21 protein-coding genes are annotated in these 20,474 nt (G+C 38.1%); 12 read left to right on the plus strand and 9 right to left on the minus strand.

Annotated elements, in window-relative coordinates; all coding sequences use genetic code 11:
* Positions 1-148: 148 nt before the first annotated feature.
* Positions 149-1,216 carry an agmatinase family protein gene (locus CLV48_RS02140; protein ID WP_106566097.1) on the plus strand — a complete coding sequence of 356 codons (1,068 nt, stop codon included), beginning with the start codon at positions 149-151 and terminating at the stop codon, positions 1,214-1,216.
* Between the two features lie 65 nt (positions 1,217-1,281).
* Here CLV48_RS02140 and CLV48_RS02145 read toward each other — a convergent pair whose 3' ends face one another.
* The 3 genes from CLV48_RS02145 to CLV48_RS02155 form a co-directional block, all read right to left on the minus strand.
* Positions 1,282-3,564, minus strand: a complete 2,283-nt coding sequence (locus tag CLV48_RS02145; protein ID WP_106565579.1) for a M56 family metallopeptidase — start codon at positions 3,562-3,564, stop codon at positions 1,282-1,284.
* A 3-nt stretch (positions 3,565-3,567) separates the two neighbouring features.
* Positions 3,568-3,933, minus strand: coding sequence for a BlaI/MecI/CopY family transcriptional regulator (locus CLV48_RS02150; protein ID WP_106565580.1), 366 nt, complete (start codon positions 3,931-3,933; stop codon positions 3,568-3,570).
* A gap of 211 nt (positions 3,934-4,144) precedes the next feature.
* Positions 4,145-4,894, minus strand: a complete 750-nt coding sequence (locus CLV48_RS02155) for an acyl-CoA desaturase (RefSeq protein ID WP_106565581.1) — start codon at positions 4,892-4,894, stop codon at positions 4,145-4,147.
* A 162-nt stretch (positions 4,895-5,056) separates the two neighbouring features.
* Between CLV48_RS02155 and CLV48_RS02160 the strand changes: the two genes are divergently transcribed.
* Positions 5,057-5,416, plus strand: a complete 360-nt coding sequence (locus CLV48_RS02160; RefSeq protein ID WP_106565582.1) for a phage holin family protein — start codon at positions 5,057-5,059, stop codon at positions 5,414-5,416.
* A gap of 7 nt (positions 5,417-5,423) precedes the next feature.
* Here the strand turns inward: CLV48_RS02160 and CLV48_RS02165 are convergent, their stop codons facing one another.
* Complete coding sequence (locus CLV48_RS02165; protein WP_245889459.1) at positions 5,424-5,885, minus strand: AlbA family DNA-binding domain-containing protein; 462 nt, start codon at positions 5,883-5,885, stop codon at positions 5,424-5,426.
* 86 nt (positions 5,886-5,971) lie between these two features.
* Between CLV48_RS02165 and CLV48_RS02170 the strand changes: the two genes are divergently transcribed.
* From CLV48_RS02170 to CLV48_RS02195, 6 genes are all read left to right on the plus strand, one after another.
* Positions 5,972-6,532: a hypothetical protein gene (locus CLV48_RS02170; RefSeq protein ID WP_106565583.1), complete on the plus strand. Its 561-nt coding sequence runs from the start codon at positions 5,972-5,974 to the stop codon at positions 6,530-6,532.
* Positions 6,533-6,791: 259 nt separating this feature from the next.
* Positions 6,792-7,694: a histone deacetylase family protein gene (locus CLV48_RS02175; protein ID WP_106565584.1), complete on the plus strand. Its 903-nt coding sequence runs from the start codon at positions 6,792-6,794 to the stop codon at positions 7,692-7,694.
* Positions 7,695-7,699: 5 nt separating this feature from the next.
* The gene (locus CLV48_RS02180; protein WP_245889460.1) at positions 7,700-7,936 is read left to right on the plus strand and encodes a hypothetical protein; all 237 of its coding nucleotides are present in this window, start codon (positions 7,700-7,702) and stop codon (positions 7,934-7,936) included.
* An 88-nt stretch (positions 7,937-8,024) separates the two neighbouring features.
* Positions 8,025-8,633, plus strand: coding sequence for an OmpH/Skp family outer membrane protein (locus CLV48_RS02185; protein WP_106565586.1), 609 nt, complete (start codon positions 8,025-8,027; stop codon positions 8,631-8,633).
* Between the two features lie 99 nt (positions 8,634-8,732).
* Complete coding sequence (locus CLV48_RS02190; protein ID WP_106565587.1) at positions 8,733-9,704, plus strand: deoxyhypusine synthase family protein; 972 nt, start codon at positions 8,733-8,735, stop codon at positions 9,702-9,704.
* A 2-nt stretch (positions 9,705-9,706) separates the two neighbouring features.
* A complete protein-coding gene (locus CLV48_RS02195; protein ID WP_106565588.1) occupies positions 9,707-11,479 on the plus strand; it encodes an OmpA family protein in 1,773 nt (590 codons plus the stop codon).
* A 51-nt stretch (positions 11,480-11,530) separates the two neighbouring features.
* Here CLV48_RS02195 and CLV48_RS02200 read toward each other — a convergent pair whose 3' ends face one another.
* From CLV48_RS02200 to CLV48_RS02210, 3 genes are read right to left on the minus strand one after another with little or no spacing between them, the layout of a single operon-like run.
* Complete coding sequence (locus CLV48_RS02200) at positions 11,531-12,445, minus strand: carbohydrate kinase family protein (RefSeq protein ID WP_106565589.1); 915 nt, start codon at positions 12,443-12,445, stop codon at positions 11,531-11,533.
* A gap of 1 nt (position 12,446) precedes the next feature.
* The gene (locus CLV48_RS02205) at positions 12,447-13,619 is read right to left on the minus strand and encodes a glycoside hydrolase 100 family protein (RefSeq protein WP_106565590.1); all 1,173 of its coding nucleotides are present in this window, start codon (positions 13,617-13,619) and stop codon (positions 12,447-12,449) included.
* Positions 13,604-15,193 carry a sodium:solute symporter gene (locus CLV48_RS02210; protein WP_106565591.1) on the minus strand — a complete coding sequence of 530 codons (1,590 nt, stop codon included), beginning with the start codon at positions 15,191-15,193 and terminating at the stop codon, positions 13,604-13,606. The genes CLV48_RS02205 and CLV48_RS02210 overlap by 16 nt, the downstream gene beginning before the upstream one ends.
* Positions 15,194-15,396: 203 nt before the next feature.
* Between CLV48_RS02210 and CLV48_RS02215 the strand changes: the two genes are divergently transcribed.
* The 4 genes from CLV48_RS02215 (at position 15,397) to CLV48_RS02230 (ending at position 17,747) form a co-directional block, all read left to right on the plus strand.
* Positions 15,397-16,440 carry a LacI family DNA-binding transcriptional regulator gene (locus tag CLV48_RS02215; protein ID WP_106566099.1) on the plus strand — a complete coding sequence of 348 codons (1,044 nt, stop codon included), beginning with the start codon at positions 15,397-15,399 and terminating at the stop codon, positions 16,438-16,440.
* Positions 16,441-16,522: 82 nt separating this feature from the next.
* On the plus strand, positions 16,523-16,741 hold the full coding sequence (locus CLV48_RS02220; RefSeq protein ID WP_106565592.1) for a hypothetical protein: 219 nt from the start codon (positions 16,523-16,525) through the stop codon (positions 16,739-16,741).
* A gap of 72 nt (positions 16,742-16,813) precedes the next feature.
* Positions 16,814-16,939 (plus strand): 30S ribosomal protein THX, encoded by a 126-nt coding sequence (locus CLV48_RS02225; RefSeq protein WP_106565593.1) that lies wholly within the window; start codon positions 16,814-16,816, stop codon positions 16,937-16,939.
* Between the two features lie 112 nt (positions 16,940-17,051).
* Positions 17,052-17,747 carry a TrmH family RNA methyltransferase gene (locus CLV48_RS02230; RefSeq protein ID WP_106565594.1) on the plus strand — a complete coding sequence of 232 codons (696 nt, stop codon included), beginning with the start codon at positions 17,052-17,054 and terminating at the stop codon, positions 17,745-17,747.
* A gap of 59 nt (positions 17,748-17,806) precedes the next feature.
* Here the strand turns inward: CLV48_RS02230 and CLV48_RS02235 are convergent, their stop codons facing one another.
* Both CLV48_RS02235 and CLV48_RS02240 read right to left on the minus strand, forming a co-directional pair.
* Positions 17,807-19,684, minus strand: a complete 1,878-nt coding sequence (locus tag CLV48_RS02235) for a CocE/NonD family hydrolase (RefSeq protein ID WP_106565595.1) — start codon at positions 19,682-19,684, stop codon at positions 17,807-17,809.
* Between the two features lie 89 nt (positions 19,685-19,773).
* Complete coding sequence (locus CLV48_RS02240) at positions 19,774-20,382, minus strand: hypothetical protein (RefSeq protein ID WP_106565596.1); 609 nt, start codon at positions 20,380-20,382, stop codon at positions 19,774-19,776.
* Positions 20,383-20,474 lie beyond the last annotated feature (92 nt).

Genomic DNA, 20,474 nt, shown 5'->3' on the forward strand with positions numbered 1-20,474 from the left:
ATAAATTTGTGAGCATATTTTCTTACATATCCCAAAATTGAACAAAAATTGCTGGGATGGCTCTGAAAGATCACTTGAAAACTTTTCTCCAAAAAGATATTTCAACATTACTCCTTCAGAAAAATCCAGCTCCTTTTATTATTTACATATGACTTTAAAGCACAGAATTATCGAATCATTTAACCCCAATGGGGTAAGTTCTCAGGAAGGTATTTTTGGATTGCCTTTTGATGAGGAAACAGCTGACCTAATACTGATCCCTGTACCTTGGGAAGTAACAGTTTCCTATTCTCCTGGTACGGCTGAAGGCCCTGAAGCCATATTAAATGCTTCCTACCAGGTTGACCTTTATCAGGATGATATACATGATGCATGGAAAATGGGCATTCATATGCTTCCAATTCCAGAAGAAATAGCTACGCTAAGCAGTAACTACAGGATTTTATCCAGGAATTATATTGAATGGCTGGAAGCAGGTTCCCCGGAGGAAGATTTGGAAAGATTTGCTGCTGTACCGGATATCATCAATAAAGCCTGTGCTGAAATGAATGATTGGGTATATGCACAAGCCAAAAAATACCGTACAATGGGTAAGTTGGTTGCTTTGGTAGGAGGAGATCACAGTACTCCACTGGGTTTAATCAAAGCGCTTAGTGAAGAATATACAAGTTTTGGAATCCTACAAATTGACGCACATGCAGATCTTCGTAAGGCCTATGAGAACTTTGAATTTTCACATGCTTCTATCTCTTACAATGCGCTAAAACTGCCACAAATCAGTAAATTGATCCAAGTAGGTATCCGCGATTATTGCCAAGATGAAGCCATTATGGCCAAAGAAAATAATAGGATATATACTTTTTATGACAAAGACATCAAAGAGGAGATGTTTGAAGGCAAAGCATGGAAAATCATCTGTGATGATATAGTGGAGCAGTTACCTCAGGATTTATATATTACCATTGATATTGACGGTCTTGATCCCAAATTATGCCCAAATACAGGAACACCGGTAGCTGGTGGTTTTGAAATGGAACAAGTATTATATCTGATGAAACAGGTGGTTAAAGCCGGGAAAAAAATTGTAGGGTTTGACCTTGTAGAAGTGGCTCCAGGACCTGAAGGGGATGAATGGAATGGGAATGTGGGAGCAAGGGTACTTTACAGAATGGCCAATCTATTTGGCGTGTCCCAGGGAAAACTTAACCTTAAATAAACAAAATAGGCTGTCTTAGGGAGCATGGGTCATTCAATAGTTCCAGCCTAAGACAGCCGCAAATTCTAATTCTTGGTATTGATTAAAATGACACCATTTGTTGCTTTTTCAGCGTTTTCAGGAAACATTTCCAAAGCCCTTTCTCCTTTTACGATTTCCATGCTTTTAATTTGATTAGGCTTTATATCCTTTTCAGGGTTGAAGTCAGGTAATGCCACCCCATCAATCACAAAAAGCACATCATTATGGGATTGCTGCCTAAATTTCACACCATGCTCCGTATTTACTGTCCAATTCGCAACAGCACCTTTAAGGCTTGGCCTTGGTTCTTCAGAATTGTACCCATGTTGGACTTCCATGGAAGAATTGGAATTTTTAGAAGTTTGTGCCATTCCTGATAGCTGGGGACCAGCCTCTTTTTCTGGAAGCTTGAACCTTACAGGCAAGCGCATTCTTACATTCACCGCTTGACCTTTTTGGTAACCAGGTATCCAGTCCGGACTTTCGCTGACTACCCTCAAGGCTTCTTGATCTAATCCAAAACCTACACCTCTCAAGATTTCCGGATTTTCAACTTTGCCATCCTTATTGATGACAAAAACAAGGTAAACAGTTCCCTCAATTCCATTCAGACGGGCAGATTCAGGGTAGGAGAGGTTGTTCCTTATATAATTGTTCCAGGCCTCAAAACCCCCTCTGAATTCAGGGGAATTTTCAACCACATCAAATACCTCCTGGTCATCATAAAATTTAGGTTGAAGCTGATTTCTTTGCGCATTGGAGCGGAAAAATTCATGGGCTTCAGTTTTGGCCACGGGCTTTTCAGGGTAAAAAGCAAAGGAAATGGAGTTGATCATGGCAACCGGTTTCCCGTTTTTCTTTGCAGGCAACCAGATATCACTTATTCCCTCAAATGCTTTGAGTACCTTTTCATCCAATCCAGCTCCAAAACTGGTTTTGATAACAGGCTGGGAAATTTCACCCGTTTCATTAATTACAAATTCTACCTCAAGAATTCCTCCAAGGCCAAGTTCAAGTTCCTTTTGAGGGCTTTCAATTCCTTTTAGGAAATTTCCATACCATCCCTCCATTCCCTGTTTTGGCCTGGCAGGTTCATCTACCTGATAGCGCTTCAGTGCATTGTCATATTGTTTTAAATGAACGGAAGTATTCCTAAGGGACTTGATCAATCCCCGGACTTTAATGTATTCTTCATCAGAATGGATATTGGAAAACTCATACAGTAATTCTCCGATCTGGGCTTGAAGCTGCCCGTTTTCAAGTTTACCTATCAATTCATAATGAACCGGATTTGGGAACTTTTTAACCTTTACATTCACATCCAGAGAATCCTGCGAGGATATCAGCTGTGAATGTATCTCATCTAAATTGGCAGTAATATTACTTACAATCAGACCTAATCCATTTTCTGTTTTCATGGATACCAGTCCCATCAATACCAGGGACATAGGTATAATCATCAGGATTTTTAACCAATTTACTTTTGCTGTATTTTTCATCATTAAGATACGTTTAAGGGTTGTTGATCTCACGAAATAATTACCGATAGGAAGATCTATTCCCTTAAATGCCATCTTGACAATCAGTTTTGGATAAATTTCTTTATTGGAAACTTTGGCCAGTACTTGATCATCTGCAAGAAATTCATGGACATCCACCAGTGCAGACCGCAACAGGTAGATGCCCGGATTGAACCAAAAAACGGTACACAATATCTGATAATAAAGGAGGTCATAAGAATGTCCCTGTCTTATATGTTCAATTTCATGTCTAAGGATCTGTTCCCTTTCCTCATTGCCCAGATTTTGGGTATCATCCCAAAATAATTTGTTGAAATGGGAAAAGAAAGGCGCTAATCCAAAGGTTGGGATCAGAAAGTAATTGTTTTTCAGGTTGTAAGTAGCCTGGTACCAACCCTTTTCTTTGAGGAATCGAAGCTGTAAAAATATCCAGAATAACCTGAAAAGTAACAGAAAAACAATCAGCAGATAGGCCAAAAAAGCATAATCTACCAAACCCCAAAGCAAAGGCAATTTAGTACTTTGCACTATCACTTCAGGAAGGCCATAAGTTGCAGCAATGTTATCGGACGCTTCCTGCAAAAAAAGCGCCCGATAAAATTGTGTTTGCTCTAAGGATATATCCGGCTTTGCAAAATTAACAGGGATTCTTACCAAAGGTAAGATCAATGCTAGCAAAGGGCTTATCAGAAGATAAATCCGAGTAAAATTCAGTGCTTTCTCATTTCTTAGGAAGATCCAATAGATCCCAAAGAAAATCAACATGCAGAATGTACTCTGCCAGATATAATCCAAAAAAACAGCCATAGGCTATTTTTTCACGTCTTCTTTCACCTCATTCAGAATCTTTTCGATTTCCTTCATATCAAGATTTTTATCTTTTGCGAAGAAAGAGGCCAATTTTGAAAATGAATTGCTGAAATAACCGGAAAGTAGGTTTTTGATGGAGAAACTTCTGTATTCGTCTTTGGACACAATAGGGAAGTACTCATGCGATTTTCCGTAAGCCTTATGGCTTACAAAGCCTTTTCTTTCAAGGATACGCACGATAGTGGATACCGTGTTATAAGCCGGTTTCGGCTCGGACATTTTTTCTAGGATATCTTTGACAAAACCTTTCTCGATATCCCATAGGATCTGCATGATTTGCTCTTCTGCTCTGGTTAATTCTCTCATAATGGTGTTTAAGTTTAAATTCGTTTCCAACTTATCAATTTAGTTTGTTAATTCCAAACATTTGGAATAAATCTTTCTATCGGTAACGGTAAATATAATACTATTAAATTAGTCTAACAACAAAAAACTTATTTTATTTTAATTTTTTAGGTGGTTTTGCAACAAAAAAAACCTGCAGGAAGCAGGCTTTTTAAACAGAATTTTATCGTACTCAGCTGGTCCTAAGTTTAATTATACCGCTGGCATGAAGTAATTTTACAATCGGATAGGTTGGGTCAAATTCATACCATTTTACAGCAAAATTAGGTCTGTTTGGCAGCTTATGGTGATTATTTTGAAATAATTCACCTAACATCAATACATCCAGCAAGAGACTGTTTTTGGATTTATCATTGTTATCAAAATTGGCATAACCATATTTATGTCCGCTCCAGTTCACAATAGCACCATGAACTGGCCCCATCAAAAAATGTATGGGTAAAAGAAAATACATCCACCAATGTGTACCAGCCAATTCAAACACCGAAATGCTAAGGACGTAAACCAAAACATAGAAAACTCCCCATCCGAATCTTGCAGCCATTGAGTCGGCAAAAAGGTCAAATTTTCCCCAATCTGGAACATCTTTAGAAAATCTTTCTTCCGGCTTCAATTTGAAAGTAAAGTAGTCATTATAAATATTTTTTGTTTTCCACATCATGGTGAAAAGGTTTTCGGTATGATGTGGACTGTGCGGGTCCTTTGGTGTATCACTGTATGCATGATGCATCCTGTGCAAAATGGCATATGCTCTTGGAGATAGATAAGAACTGCCCTGACAAATCCAAGTAAAGATGTAAAAGAACCTTTCCCAAAATTTTGTCATTGAAAACATTTGATGGGCTGCATATCTGTGTAGGAAGAAACTTTGGCAAAACAAAGAGAAATACCAATGCAGCAAGAAGAATACAATTAGAATCACTTCAGTTAAGATTTTAATAATGGTAACTCCACAAAGATAATTGTCAGGCTCGAAAAATCGAACCAAACTTTTGAAATATGTCCATAAAAAATCCGATTACCGGAGAATACATTATATATTTGGAATAGGTGGAAAATTTTTAATTCAAAAAATAACTATAATATGAGCAAATCCAGAGATACCATAAATACCCTATTGCAACTCGTATTGGCAGGAGTTGCAGTTTTGATCGCACAATATATTATTCCGGGAGTTCACGTTGAAAGTTTCCTCACCGCCTTAGTGGTGGCTGCCTTGATAGCATTGTTGAACATCACAGTCAAGCCTCTTTTAATCCTGTTAACTATACCGATCACCATTTTGACTTTGGGTCTTTTTCTTTTGGCACTTAATGCAATTTTGATCTTGATTGCAGCGGCAATCATTCCGGGATTTACAGTAGACGGCTTTTGGTGGGCTCTGTTATTTGGACTTATCCTTGGCTTGATCAATTCGCTTCTTGGAGTTTCTTTGGGTGAATAATAAAGAATCAGCCTGGCACGGATTTATCCCTTATCCTGATGTATTTTGTCAAAGTACCATCCGGATTCCGGTATTTATGTTCTAAAGAAGAAACTGCAATTTCTATGATCAAAACATGAGTTTCCTCATCTAATTCCAAATCATCTATGCGGTCAATCTCATAAACTCCATATGAAAACTCAACAGGAGGACTGCAATATTCCCTATTTGCCTTTTCGATCATAAATAATTCTTCTTCCGGATCAATTCCTGTAATTTTTTTTTGATCTGAAATTCCAATTGCTATTTTTCCGCCTTTTGTATTTGCAAATGCCACCATAGTTTTAGCTATTCTTGAAGATTTATTTATATTTTGCTTAAAATCAAGAACTTCACCTTCCTCGGCTTTCAAAAGGGAATCTATAAATTCATTGTCTTTTTTAAAGTCCATCATTTTTTTTTTCAACAAAACCTTGTAAATTAATTCCAAGTAAAAAACACAATTTTTTGTTTTTACCGTTTTCAAATTAACTATAAGAATTGTATGTTGTGTTTTAATTGACAGAACTAAATAATATGAAATATCAAAACGAAGGATTTGATCCAGAAAATATTGAAGCCCTAAAGAAAGAACTGGCTGCCTCCAAAAAAACTTACAAAATCATCGAGGGTGAAGATAATAACGATGAATTTGTAAATTTTTACTTTATTGGAATGTATGAAGGCAAAGAAGTTATTTATGATGCTGCCTTATACACCCTTCGTTTGCACCATTCATCTGAACTTTATGAATTAGCGGAGCATGAAGCAGCTAAAAAGTTCCCGAATTTTAAAGGAATCAAATATGAAGAAGATGAGAACGGGAATTTAAAACCGCTTAGCAGTGAAGAAGAAGAAATTGGCTGGTTTATCACTGAAATCATCATGGAAATGGAAGAAGATGAGTCCGTCAAGGTTCAGGAGTTTGTAGATATTGATACCAACCATGATTATGGTTTAGGTTTAGACGCGGCCCTCAATCTGGATTATATTGATGAAAAGGTCATAGCTAAATTTGTCAAGGATTTCAATGATGATACTTTGGCGCTGGACGATACCTTATATAGTTTTCAATCTGAAGAGGAGGAGGATGCCTAAATCCAAAAAAAATCATTTTATGATTGTCCGCTTTCATGCCAGTAGAATATTCACAATAGAATAAACCTACTATTTCAAACCAATATCAATGAATAACTTGTCCGCCGAGGCGGATCCAATATCTATTAATATCAGGTTGATTTAAGACCCAATTTGAATTGGTTACTGGTCTAATTGCGGATATACATAAAACATTTTAATATTACACTAACAATTCAACACTGCGCTTGTTATTTTTAGCAAGCGTTTTTTTATAGCTATGTTAAAAATTGCCTGGTCACCAAAGTATTGCCATCCTTTACCTGAGGGGCATAGATTTCCCATGGAAAAGTATAATCTTCTACCTGAGCAGTTACTTTATGAAGGGACCGTTAAGGATGAGAATTTCTTTATTCCTGAAGCTTTATCCAAAGATTGGATAATCAATACCCACAAATTAAGCTATCTGGAGAAATTGGAACAATTGTCACTCAGCAAATCTGAAATCAGAAAAACCGGTTTTCCATTAAGTAAAGAGCTTGTAGACAGAGAAATCCATATTATGCACGGCTCAGTTAATGCAGCCCTTTTTGCTTTGGAAAACGGTGTGGCTATGAATATAGCCGGAGGCACACATCATGCATTTTCAGATAGGGGAGAGGGTTTCTGCCTTTTAAATGACATTGCCATTACTGCCAATTATCTACTTGACAATAAGCTTGCCCAAAAGATATTGGTAGTAGACTTAGATGTTCATCAGGGTAATGGAACGGCTAAAATTTTTCAGTCAGAACCCAAAGTCTTTACTTTCAGTATGCATGGCGCTGATAATTACCCCATGCACAAAGAAAAATCAGATCTGGATATTGGGCTACCCGATAAAATAGGTGATCTGGAATACCTAGCTATCCTTGACCAACATCTAGAGTCCCTGATAGATAATGTAGAACCAGAATTCATTATCTTTCAATCTGGGGTGGATGTTCTTGCTTCCGATAAACTGGGCAGGCTTGGTTTGAGCCTACAAGGTTGCAAAGAAAGAGATAAGAAAGTTTTGGAAGCAGCAAAGAGACATAATATACCCATCATGTGTTGTATGGGTGGGGGGTATTCCCATAAAATAAGCCAAATTGTTGAAGCGCATGCCAATACTTTTAGATTGGCACAGGATATATTCTTTTAGAAATTATGAAAAAAAAGTTGAAGAAAAAGTGGTTAATCTTTTCGGTTGGAGGTATACTACTTATGGGCATTGGTCTTAGTTTTTTAGGAGAGGCTACTATCCTTAAATGGGACGAAGTTGGATTTCTGTTATGGTTTGGACTTGGAACCTTTGCGTTGGCCATTTTTTTTGCAGGACTGTCGCTCTTTGGGCAGGCAGTAGTATTTAAAAGTAAGCTTGATCAAAAAAAAAGAAAGCGTTAACGCAATTTAACAGTTGGGAAGGTCAGTAAAATTTGTGGTTTCGATACTTTGTTTATCTTTGCGCAAAGTTGAAAAATAAGTCATAATCGTGAAAAAATTAGCTAAAGTATTAGGTTTTTTAGGTGTCACTGCGATAACCTTAGCATCATGCAACCAACAAGGTCAGTCTTCCAATAGCAACTCCGGTTCGGAGTCAGCAGCTGAAGTCAGTATAACAGATTTGAAAATTGCTTATGTTTTGACAGACTCTGTCATTTCAAAGTTTGATTTCTACAAAGAAAAATCTGAAGAGATCACCGAAAAAGGAAGAAAGTTTGAAAGTGACCTGAATAGTAGGGCAAGAGGGTTTGAACAGGAAGTTGCCAACTTTGAACAAACTGCATCTTCTATGACAATGAACCAGGCCAGGGCAAAGCAGGAAGAACTTGTTAGGAAAGAAAGAAACCTAATGACTTACAGAGACAATCTTATGCAGGAGCTTTCTGCAGATGAGTCAAAACTGTATGCTGATGTATATGATAAGGTACAAGAATACCTGACACAATATGCTGAAGAGAAAGAACTGGAATTGATCCTTTCCTATACAAGAGGAGGAGCTATATGGTACTCTAAGAAAGCATTGGATATTACAGAAGATGTAATTGCAGGTTTGAATAAAAAATATGCTGATGATAAGAAATCAGCTGAGAAGAAATAAAATTACTTTTAAAATTTGCAAGAAAGCCCTGTCTCCTCAGGGCTTTTTTCATTTAAGATAAATTGGTACTTTTGCACCTCGTCAAAAAACAGTCCTATCATGAAAATCACAGAATTTTTAAAACATAACTACAGGCATTTCAATGCTGCTGCCTTAATTGATGCAGCAGAAGGTTATAAAGCACATTTGGACAATAATGGCAAAATGATGATTACTCTTGCTGGAGCTATGTCCACGGCTGAACTTGGTATTTCCCTGGCAGAAATGATCCGTCAGGATAAAGTTCAGATCATTTCCTGCACAGGTGCGAACCTCGAAGAAGATGTTTTTAATTTGGTTGCACATAATTATTATGAAAGAATTCCAAATTATAGAGACCTTTCGCCAGAACAGGAACAAGATTTGCTTGATCGTCATATGAATAGGGTAACTGATACCTGTATTCCTGAAATGGAAGCCATGAGAAGGATCGAAAACGTGATCCTGGAAGAATGGATGAAGGCAGACCAAGCTGGAGAAAGTTATTTCCCACATGAGTTTTTCTATAAAATCCTACTTTCAGGCAAACTGGATGAATCCTTCCAAATTGACCCAAAAAACTCCTGGCTATTGGAAGCAGCCAAAAAAAATCTACCAATGGTAGTGCCAGGTTGGGAAGACTCCACATTGGGCAACATGTATGCCGGTCACGTGATTGCTGGGGACATTAAAAATGTTCATACCGTGAGAAGTGGCATTGAGTACATGATCTTCTTGGCAGAATGGTATACCAATAATGCTAAAGATGAGAGCACTGTAGGTTTCTTCCAGATCGGGGGTGGTATTGCAGGAGATTTTCCTATTTGCGTTGTGCCGATGTTGCATCAGGATCTGCAACGAGATAATGTTCCACTTTGGGGGTATTTCTGTCAGATTTCAGATTCCACTACTTCCTATGGTTCTTATTCCGGAGCAGTTCCCAATGAAAAAATTACTTGGGGTAAACTAGGTTTGGAAACACCAAAGTATATCATTGAATCTGATGCGACCATCGTAGCACCATTAGTGTTTGCTATTGTATTGGATCAATAATAATGAAAGTTAAAAAACCCTTACATAAAGCAAGCAGCATCCTACTGCTTGCTTTTTCAGTTTTTATTACAGCCAAAGCCCAGGAAATCAGGCCTTTTTCTGATATAAATACGCCATACAATGAATCTCACGCTGTAAAGTCCCCCAATGGAGACTTGTATTTTTCTGTTGGCCATCATCCCGAAAATACCGGCGGCTCATTGGATCATGGAGATATTTGGATCAGTCAGCCAAACTTAAATGGGCGGTGGAGTAAACCTTTAAGGATTAAAGCGCTCTCTACTTCGGGAAATGATGTTGTTGTTGGTTTTCCAGATGCTTCAAATATTCTGATTTACCACGATGGTCAACAAATTCCACAGGGAATACATTTGTACACAAAGATTGGCAACAGTTGGAATTATGTGAAAAAATTGCCCATTTCTGATTTTAAAACACAGTCTTCACAATTTAGCGGAAGACTTTCTGAAGATGGAAAAATAATCATTTTGTCCCTTCAGAAAGAAGGTGGATTCGGAAATGAGGATCTATATGTCACATTCAAAAAATCAGATACTGAATGGTCCAGTCCGTTAAATTTAGGTCCTATGATTAATACTTTTGGACAGGAACAGACACCATACCTCTCAGAAGATAATTCCACAATTTATTTTTCTTCCAACTTCAAAGCCAATGGAAGAGGAAAGGAGATTTATTTTTCCAGAAGGCTTGATGATAGTTGGAGCAATTGGAGTCAACCGAGAGAACTCAGTAAAGCCAATAGCATTGGGTCAGAGTCGAATTATGCAAAAATATTCAAGGAAGAAAATATTGCTGTTTTTACAACAACAACCAATTCTGAAGGAATGGGTGATTTCATGCTGATTAGCTTTGAAAATTTGGTACTTGAAGAAACTGACAGCTTATCTTTTGTTGAGGAAACCATAGAACAGGTCATTTCGCCACAAGAAGTAATTGCCGAAAATGGCGCTATGGTTCTGACAATTGAAAATTTGAAAAAGGCAGACACTTTGTCTATTTCCAATAGGCATACTGTCCAACAGGAAATTCTAAATTCCCGTGAAGAACAAATCTCTAATTATAGGGAAGATATAGTAAAATCCGATCCTGAAAAAATAGTTGAACAAAGTTCAAAAAAAGATTCGGTCTCAACCGAAATTATGGACAATAAAGTCAATCGGGGAGAAGATTTGAACAAAGTTCAGATCATGGATAAAATCAATAAGGAACCCGTAGAGTACCTAATCACCATTGCAGATGAGCAGGTAAAAAAGGTCCTGAAAAACCAGGATGAAATGCAGGAAGAGTGGGAAAAATGGAATTGGAACTATATAGAAATATCAGCAAGAGGGTATATTCCCAATAGTTTGACCGTTGAGGAGTGGCAGCAGTTGAACAACAATACCCTAGAAATGGTACCCGCCAAAGCAGGAGCTAGATGGGTTTTGAAAAAAATACAGTTTGCACGCAGCTCTGCTGAATTTGCAGATGAAGGAACAATCCAAGAGCTTGACCTTTTGGTCAATTTCATGCAAGAAAATGAGTTGGTGAAAATTAGACTAGAAGGTCATACAGATAATGCAGGGGATCCTGTATTGAACAAGGAACTTTCATTAGCCAGGGCTTCAAAAATCAGATCTTACCTGACCATGAAAGGAATTGATTTTGAAAGGATACGGATTACAGGATGGGGAGGTTCCAAGCCGATAGCCGACAATTCAACTGAAACTGGGAGAGAAATAAACAGACGTGTTGAAATGTATATAGAAAGATAATTAAACGAAACCACTACCTTTTTTCCTTGAAATTTAAGCTATGATTATGGATTAAATGTCTACTTTATCGGGCATGGGTCCATCCAAAGATAATTTGAGTGCTGCCATTTTGGAAGCGTTTTTCAGACATTGAACCCAACTTTTACCATCTAGCCAGGCTGAAAGGAAGCCTGACCAATAAGCATCACCTGCACCTGTAGCATCTCCCATTATTTTTACCTCTTCAGCAGGAATCTCTATTTTTTCACCATCTGCTATCCAAATTTTGCTTCCTTTTTTCCCTAATGTAAAACAGACCAACTTAGCACCCCAGTCCAAGATCTGCTGCATGGCATTTTCTGGGGATATTGCCCTTTTGAAAATCCTATCTGCATCGTCTTGGCTCATTTTTACAAAAGGGGATAGGGAGCAATAATTTTCCATCACGTGCATAGCTTCCATATGGTCTGGCCATATTGCTGGAGCATAATTAAGATCTATACTTAATTGTAAACCAAAATTTGCAGCTCTGTCGGCGGCTTCCATGATCGCCCTTTGGGCAGGTTGACGGCTCAATGCAAAACATGTCGTATGATAGAGTTTGGCTTGCCTTAACACTTCGTCGGGAATGTCTTCAGGAAAAATATAATGGTCTGCTTCCCTGTAAGCAATAAAATCCGGTGTTCCTTCCGTTCTTGACAACAAAACCAATGAAGTAGGAAAGTCTTCTCTTTCTTTTATACCAGAACTATCCAGTCCTACCTTTTTCAATTCATGTATTAAATATTTTCCCATTCCGTCATTCCCTACACTGGATATCAAATGCACTTTTTTTCCCAATCGGGTAAGGTTTGCTCCCAAATTTGCAGGACTTCCTCCCTGAAACCTTCTAAATGAATGGGTTCTAAAAATCTCTTCTCTATATTCATGGCCTATCAGGTCCACCAGCAATTCTCCTATGACTATGACGTCTATATTTTTATCCATTTCAATCCAATAAATAAAATCCTTTAGTAATGGTATGCTCTAAAAGCAGTTGCCCAGCTGCACTCCAGGTACAAGAGGGAACGCCACAAGGTTCGTATGATCTTCCGTGAAAACATTCATTGAATTCCCAATCATTTTTTCTATTCAGCCCTTTGTTCAACTCCAAGATCCCTTCAGCTTCGGTTTTTCCTTTTGAAAAGTACATGGCCAATCCCCAAAATCCATTGACCATAGGCCAGACGCCTCCATTATGGAATTCATAGGGCTTATTCCTAAATTCAAAGCGATAATTTTCCTCAAGCAATTTAAAATCGGGATTATCTTGGTGGATGACAGGGGCAAATGCAGGAACACAGCCCCCTAGGTTGCGCAAACCCCAATCCAAGCAACCCACAGGATCCGGATGGATCTTGAATAAAATTGCCAAAGCATTTCCCAAGGCATCAAAATAAGGTTGGTAACCGGCAGGATGAAAAGAAGCAGATAAAAAAGGTTTCTCACCCTGTCGTTCAATGAGTTTCCTTTTTGCCATCGGATGAATCCCGGATTTGATCCAAGTTTTGTTCAGATAATAATTTTCATAAATGGCCATTTTGACCGCTTCAGCTTTATCCAGCCAATCCTGTCTTTCTAAGATTTGCCCGGTAAGTTTGAGCGCTGCATATCTAAGCACCTGATCATAAAGCACATAGCCATGCAAGACATATTCATCTGCCCAATCTCCTGCCAAAGGCACATAAATCAGGTTTTTGTTATTGTATTCCCAAGCCTGATAAAGCGAATGTATCCTGTTGATATTCTCCTTGAAATTTTCGATGATGGAATAATCTCCTGTAAATTTAGAATAAAGGCTCAATCCGATCAGCCACCAGCTTCCGGTATCAGCTCTACCGGCAAGGCCTCCGTAACTCACTTTGGATTCTTGGACATCTACATTGGAAGGAACATTTCCATAGGGACTGATATGCTTGCCCAAGGTCAGTAGGGTTCTTTTAAAAGTCTCTATCAAATCCTGTTCCCGACTTGCTAAAGCAGCTAAACCACAGATTACTCCATCCCTAGCCCATATCCTTTGGTAATTATCTGTAGGTAGGGTAGAGGCCAAAAAACCCATTTTATGGGAGGCCTTCCTCAGTAATTCCAAAGCTTTATCATTCGCTATCTGTAAATCCATACGATGATGAAAGTAATGATGAGAAGAAATACAGATAGGACCCTGTAGTTTTTATACCAAGGCAATAAGCGTAATGAGGCTGTTTCATCTGTATATATTTTATTTTTCCAGGTATAATCCTGAATTTTTTCATCAGAAGGAGGAGAACCAGCCAAACTCACCACAACATAAATAACAGAACAGATCAAAAACAATAAAGGTGCTGTATGAAGGAAATGCCATTGCGATATCGCTGAATTGGGCATACTCACTTTCAAAGAAATCAATATAGCTGCAATAAGGAACCCTGAAATCAATGCGAAAAATGCACCATCTGCATTACCTCTCTTCCAGAACATTCCCCATATAAAGACTACCACCACGGGAGGAGCAATTAAACCCACAACCATTTGAAGGTATTTAAAAAGAGAATCAAACTTTTCAATTTGCGGAGTCCACGCAGCCGCCAATAGCACCAAAATTATTGTTGAAATCTGACCTACCCTGACCAACTGTTTGCTGCTTAGGCCAGGTCTGAGGTTTTTAACAAAATCCATGGTTATTAAGGTGGATGCTGAATTTAATGTGGCACTGATACTAGATGACATGGCAGCCAATAAGCCTGCGATCAGAAGTCCTACCAATCCGGCCGGTAAAAGGTTAAATACCAATTGAGGAAAAACTGTATCAGGATTATCCAGATCAGGAAAGAGGACTCTGGCCATGGTACCAGGCAATACCATGAAAAACAATACGGGTAATTTAAGTAGGCCAGCAAATAATGCTCCCCAACGGCCATGGTTAAGGTCTTTTGCCGTCAGAACCCTCTGCACCATAAACTGATTGTTGGCCCAAAAGTAGAATCCCAATAGTGGAACCCCAAAGATAAGTCCTGTCCAAGGAACAGAAGGATCGTCAATCGGCCTGATTAAACTTACCATATCAGGAGGAGTAATCGCCATCACATTTTCCCATCCACCAACTTGTTGAAAGGTTACATACGTAAGAATGAGGGAACCCGCCAGTAAAAGTATGGCTTGAATTACTTCTGTATGCACTACTGATGAAAGTCCTCCGGGAATGGTATAAGCTGCTGCTGCAAAAGCCAAAATCATAATGATCAGAGTCATACTTACATCAGGAAAAACCATTTTAAGTATAAGGCTTCCGGCATATAGCCCTGCGGCTGTTTCAATAAGGACATTGCCGATAAGTGTAATCAAAGAAAAGTAGTACCTGCTTCTCCTATCATATCTTCTCTCCAAAAATTCTGGCATAGTAAATACCCCAGACCTTAAGTAAAATGGCAAGAAGAAAATGCTGAAAAAAACCAAGATCACAGCAGCCATCCATTCGTAGTTGTATACAGAAATTCCAGTGCTATAAGCATCACCAGCCAGCCCGATCAATGTTGTGCTTGAGATGTTTGCTGCAAAAAGGGATATGCCCACAATTGGCCAGGTCATACTCCGACCAGCTAAGAAATATTCCTCAGAGCTTTGCCGCTTGGCATGGTAAAGCCCATAGAAAATCATACCGACCAGGTAAATAATCATTATGGAAAGGTCGATACCATTTACCAATTCTAAATTCATTGGGTTATATGGGTTATAGGTTGGTGGTTTTTAAACATGATAAATAAACCTAAAAAATAGTTTCAGTCCAATAAGAAAAAAATTTCAAACGATTGTGCAATCCTTTGCAGGCACACTATTTAGAATGATTACAATTTAAAATGAAGTTTTTTGATTAGATTAGCATGGCTTTTAAATCCTTGATTGCCCATATAAGCTGTTTTATGACGGAAAAAAGAAAACTTACTTTATTGGATATTGCCAATGAGCTGAATATATCTGTTTCTACAGTTTCCCGGGCTTTAAAATCCCATCCGGATATTGCGGAAGAAACAATAAGAATGGTTAAAGAATTTGCGGAAAAGCATAATTATGTACCCAATGCTTTGGCAGTAAATTTTAGAAAGAATAAGACCTATAATATTGGACTGATTGTTCCTGAACTTGTGCATCATTTTTTTTCTACCGTGATTTCTGGGGCCATAGATTGTGCCAAGAAAAGTGGATATAATGTATTGGTCAGTCAATCAAATGATAAATTGGAAGATGAAGTTGTTGCCTGTAAAACCATGCTTGCAAGTAGTGTAGATGGCTTATTGATATCAATTTCCAACGAAACAGTAGAAGGAGAACATATAAAAGCGTTTATCGATGAGGGAAAACCTGTCATACAGTTTGACAAAATTTCAGACCTCCTTGATACACCAAAGGTTATCGTAGATGATTTTGAAGGAGCCTATAAGGCCGTAAGCCATCTAATTGACCAGGGTTATAAGAAGATCGCCCATATCAGAGGCCGCTTGGAAGTAAAAAACGCCAATGAACGTGCAAAAGGATACAAAAAGGCCCTTGAAGACAGGGGATTGGAATTTGATCCGGACTGGGTAAAAGTCTGTACTTTGATCAATGAGCAAGAAGGATATGATTTTGCAAAGGATTTACTGAATAGTAAGAATCCCCCGGATGCCATTTTTTGTATCACGGACTTGGTCGCATTGGGAGTGCTGAAATACCTCAAAGAAATTTCTGTTCAAATCCCAAAAGAAATGGGGGTATTTGGTTTCAGCAACTGGAAATTGGCAGAAATCGTCAATCCAGGCCTTAGCTCTGTAGATCAACATGGTTACCAAATGGGAGAAACAGCCGCAAAATTGCTTATTACTTTTCTGGAAAATAAAAATGAATTTATTAATGATACCTTAGAGTTAAAGACAGATTTGGTGATCAGGGGCTCTTCTTTACGTTTTGAAAATCATGCGAATCAGTAATTTCAATCCTGAATAAAAAATCCATGACCTTTCCATAAGTTAATAAAGCATTTTGCTATATTTACCTTATACATTCTGGTGTATGGAAACTCTCTTTTCATTGATATTGCTGACTGTTTTTTATGGCATGTTGATCCTTGCCATTTTCCCTGAAAAGTATTTTAGAAAACTTAGTCATTTCAACCACCATAAGCGTGTTCCAGATTATTTAAAAGTTTCCTTGTCCACACCAATTTTCTTTTCCTTTTTGATGGGATATACCCTTGCTGCTACCATGCTTTATTTCTTCCAGGGTATTTGAGTTGACATCATTGAAACGATTTTTTAAATTGCTTTACCTAAATTCATTTAATAACCAAAAAAGTTTAAAAAAATGGGAAAAGGAGATATTAAATCAAAAAAAGGAAAAATAAGCAAGGGTACTTTTGGTGCCAGCAGGCCTAAAAAAGAAAATAATAAAATCGCCAGAAAGCTAAAATTAGGCCTTTCTAAAAAATAGTCAACCCTAAAAATTCTCAAAAACGGTTGGTAATGAAATGCACTGCCAACCGTTTTACATTTTTTCACAAAGAAATTTTTTAAATAATTACAGGTTTTACGCAATTTTGATCATGGAAAAAATTGAGTATGAATTTTTGGAATATCTAAAGGGATATATTACCCCGCACAAAATCAAACTCATAGACAAAATTTTGAACCAAAGGACCAGGTATTTTACTGTAATCCTTGAAAATATTTTCAAACCCCATAACGCCTCTGCTGTTTTAAGAACGGCAGACTGTTTTGGAATACAGGACATCCATATCATAGAAAAGGAAAATTCTTATAAAATCAATCCTTATGTCACGAGGGGTGCATCTCAATGGGTTGACATTTTTAAATATGAGAACACCAATGGAACTGCTGTGAAAGATTGTTTCAGGAATTTGAAAAGCAAAGGATATCAGATTTTAGCCACTAGTCCAAGAGCTGAAAGCTTATCCATTCATGACTTAATTCCTGATAAAAAAATTGCCCTGGTATTTGGGAATGAACATGAAGGGGTAAGTGAAGAGGTTATTGCTGAAGCAGATGGTTTGGTCCATATACCCATGTACGGATTTACTGAAAGTTTCAACATTTCAGTTTCTGCTTCCATCTTTCTTTTTGATTTGCTTAGAAAAGCTCAATCACTTGAAATTCCTGATATTTTTCTATCCCCGATCGAAAAAGATGTTTTAAGGTCCAAATGGTACAGGGGCCTTGTCAATCAAGTGGAAATCCACGAAAGGGAATTTTATAAAAAGAAAGAAAAAGAGATTCAATAAAATTCTAAAAAATGGCCTTCATTTAACTATGAGGGCCATTTTTTAAACATTGAGTTGTATTATTTCTTTATTATTGGCAAGCTGATGCTGCTTGGATATCTACTTGAATGGTGGATATTATTGGTAGCGACAATACCCTCGGTTTCATCATAATTATTCCCACCTGTATTCATATTCCTGTCAAACCTTGGGAAATTAGAGGATGAAATTTCAATCCTAATCCTATGCCCCTTTTCGAAATAGTTTGAAGTGGACATAGGAGTCAAATTGACTTCGTATACTTTTCCTTTTTCCATAAAAACCTCTTTATCATATCCTTCTCTATATCTTACTCGCTGAATAGTCTCATCCAAATTGTAAGCCCTTCCATCAGGATAGACATCGATCAATTTAATGGTGAGGTCCGTATCTTTTACATCAGATGAAAGAAAAAGTTTTGCTTCAATAAAACCGCTCACTTCAATACCTTGTGCCAAAGGCTCTGAGGTATATACCAGAATATCATCTCTTAATTCCATTTCTTGTTGGTCGAAAGAACCGCCCTGCACTGCATTTCCAGTACAGCATACATTTCCTCCGTAGGAATTGACCGGATCCATGGGATCATATTGGAAAGTATCAGGATTGTCCTTTCCTGGTCTTTTGGTGGTTAGGACTCCGTTACCCAATCTACTATTGGCTTTTCCTTTACTATCCAGGTAATAAGTTAACATTTGGGCTTCTTTGGGAGGCCAGGTATCTGAAGATTGCCATTTATTGGAACCCATGGTAAAATACCGGACTTTCGGCATTTTTTGGATGATTTCGCTTTCCTCACCTTTTAGCCAGTAATCAAACCAAGCATAAGTCAGTTCATCATAAGGTAATCTGGCATCACCCATGCTTCTTTCCCCTACAATGGTATTTTCAGTTGCCCTGGTAAAAGCACAGTGTAGGGTAGGGGCAATGACCAAATACTGGTTGTCTCTTATTTTAGGGTCCTTGGCATTGGCTATGATATGATTGTACATGGCCAAATTGGGAGTAGAAGCAACATCATACCAGGATACAAACCAAAATGCCGGTTTCTCAAATTCCATGTCATCGTGGAATAAGCCACCTTCATACCATTTAGGGTCATTTGGCTTCCTGGTAATCATTTCCTCATAAATTCCCTGAGGACCATTCACATTTTTGATGATGTCCTGAACCGGTAAATGGCTTAGCCCCTGTGCCCAGTCAACTCTTGGATATCTCGGGGCCATATCATAGAAACGTTGAAGTCTAATTAAGTCTTTTTGTTCTAAGCCTTCTGGAAGTTTGGGGGCCAAAGGATCGTGTTGGGTACCATAAAGCCATGCGGTGAACAACATTTGGCCAGCACCACCTCTGTACCAATTTCCCTGTTCATACAAATTTCCAATTCTTCCTACTCCTGCTCCGTAGGCTTGTGGGACCAAAGCAGTATGGGCAGGATGGTTCAATGATGCAACTGCCATTTGCCATTCAGCAGTGGAAGAGCAGCCGATAGTGCCTATTTTTCCGTTGCTCCAAGACTGTTTGGACATCCATTCAAAGGCATCATAGCCATCGGTTAAAGGGACACCTAAGATATCCCATTCTCCTTCTGAAAAAAATCTTCCCCTTTCATTTTGGACAACATAGGCATAACCGTTTTTAACAGCCTCTAAGGCAGTCTGTAGGGTTCTTGTAACCAATTCACCATCCCTGTAGCTATTGAAATTATAAGGAGTACGGGAAAAAATGATAGGAACAGGTTTGTCCGATTTAGGCCTATAAATATCAGTGGCCAAGCGGACACCATCCCTCATTGGCATCATTACTTTCTGATCGATGATAGCAATTTCTTCCAGCTGTTGGAGTATGTTTTTTTCCTGCGCAAAGCTTTCTGCAAAAACAAACAGAAACAGAAGTAAAATCAAATTCAGCTTTTTCATAGTGAGGTTCTAGTTTTTGTGATAAATCAATTTAATCCAAAAACCATAACCCTCACTAAAATTTTATTTAAATGGAAAAAATCTGATTTCTACCTATTGTTGAACTGAAAAGTGTTCTTGAATTTATCCCCAAAAGTTTCATTATTCTTCTTCCTTTTGGCCCTTCTCTTTTTTCTCCATTTCTTATCCTGCTCCTTACTTTTGACCAAAACTGTTCTGGCCGAAATACCAACCTGACCTCTGAAAAATTCTTCCCTTCCTGCAAAGTTTACATTGGGTTTATAATCCAAAGAAAACACAGTATTGGCAACTGTAAGCTCAAGCCCTCCAATAATATCAAGCCCCATAGTAGAATTTCCATAAGTATGGATGATTTCCTTGGTTTCTTTGTCCTTAACATAACTTTCTTCCCATCCTGCGGATAATCCACCTCCATAATAATAATTCAACCTTTTGGAAATAATCGGACGGTGCCTGGCCATCAAAAGGTGACCGGTAGTATTCCTATCAAAATCAGTCTGAAGAATTCCCTCCAAGGTAAGATGACTCATAATCCTTTGTTTTCCAGTAAAGCCAATGGTTCTACTGTAGTCATTACTCCCCATTCGTAAACCTAAAGAAGTGGCATACCTTTGGCCAAATGAAAAATAAGATAAACCCATTAAGAAATAGGTTAGAAACATAAATCGTTTGATCATAATTTTTGTGATGGTTTGTTGATTGGTTCAAAAGATGATCCTATTAAAAATCAAGACCCTAAACCATTTGTTTATCCTGCTCAATTTTTGTT

This window comes from Cecembia rubra, assembly GCF_003014575.1.
GTDB classification, from domain to species: Bacteria; Bacteroidota; Bacteroidia; order Cytophagales; family Cyclobacteriaceae; genus Cecembia_A; species Cecembia_A rubra.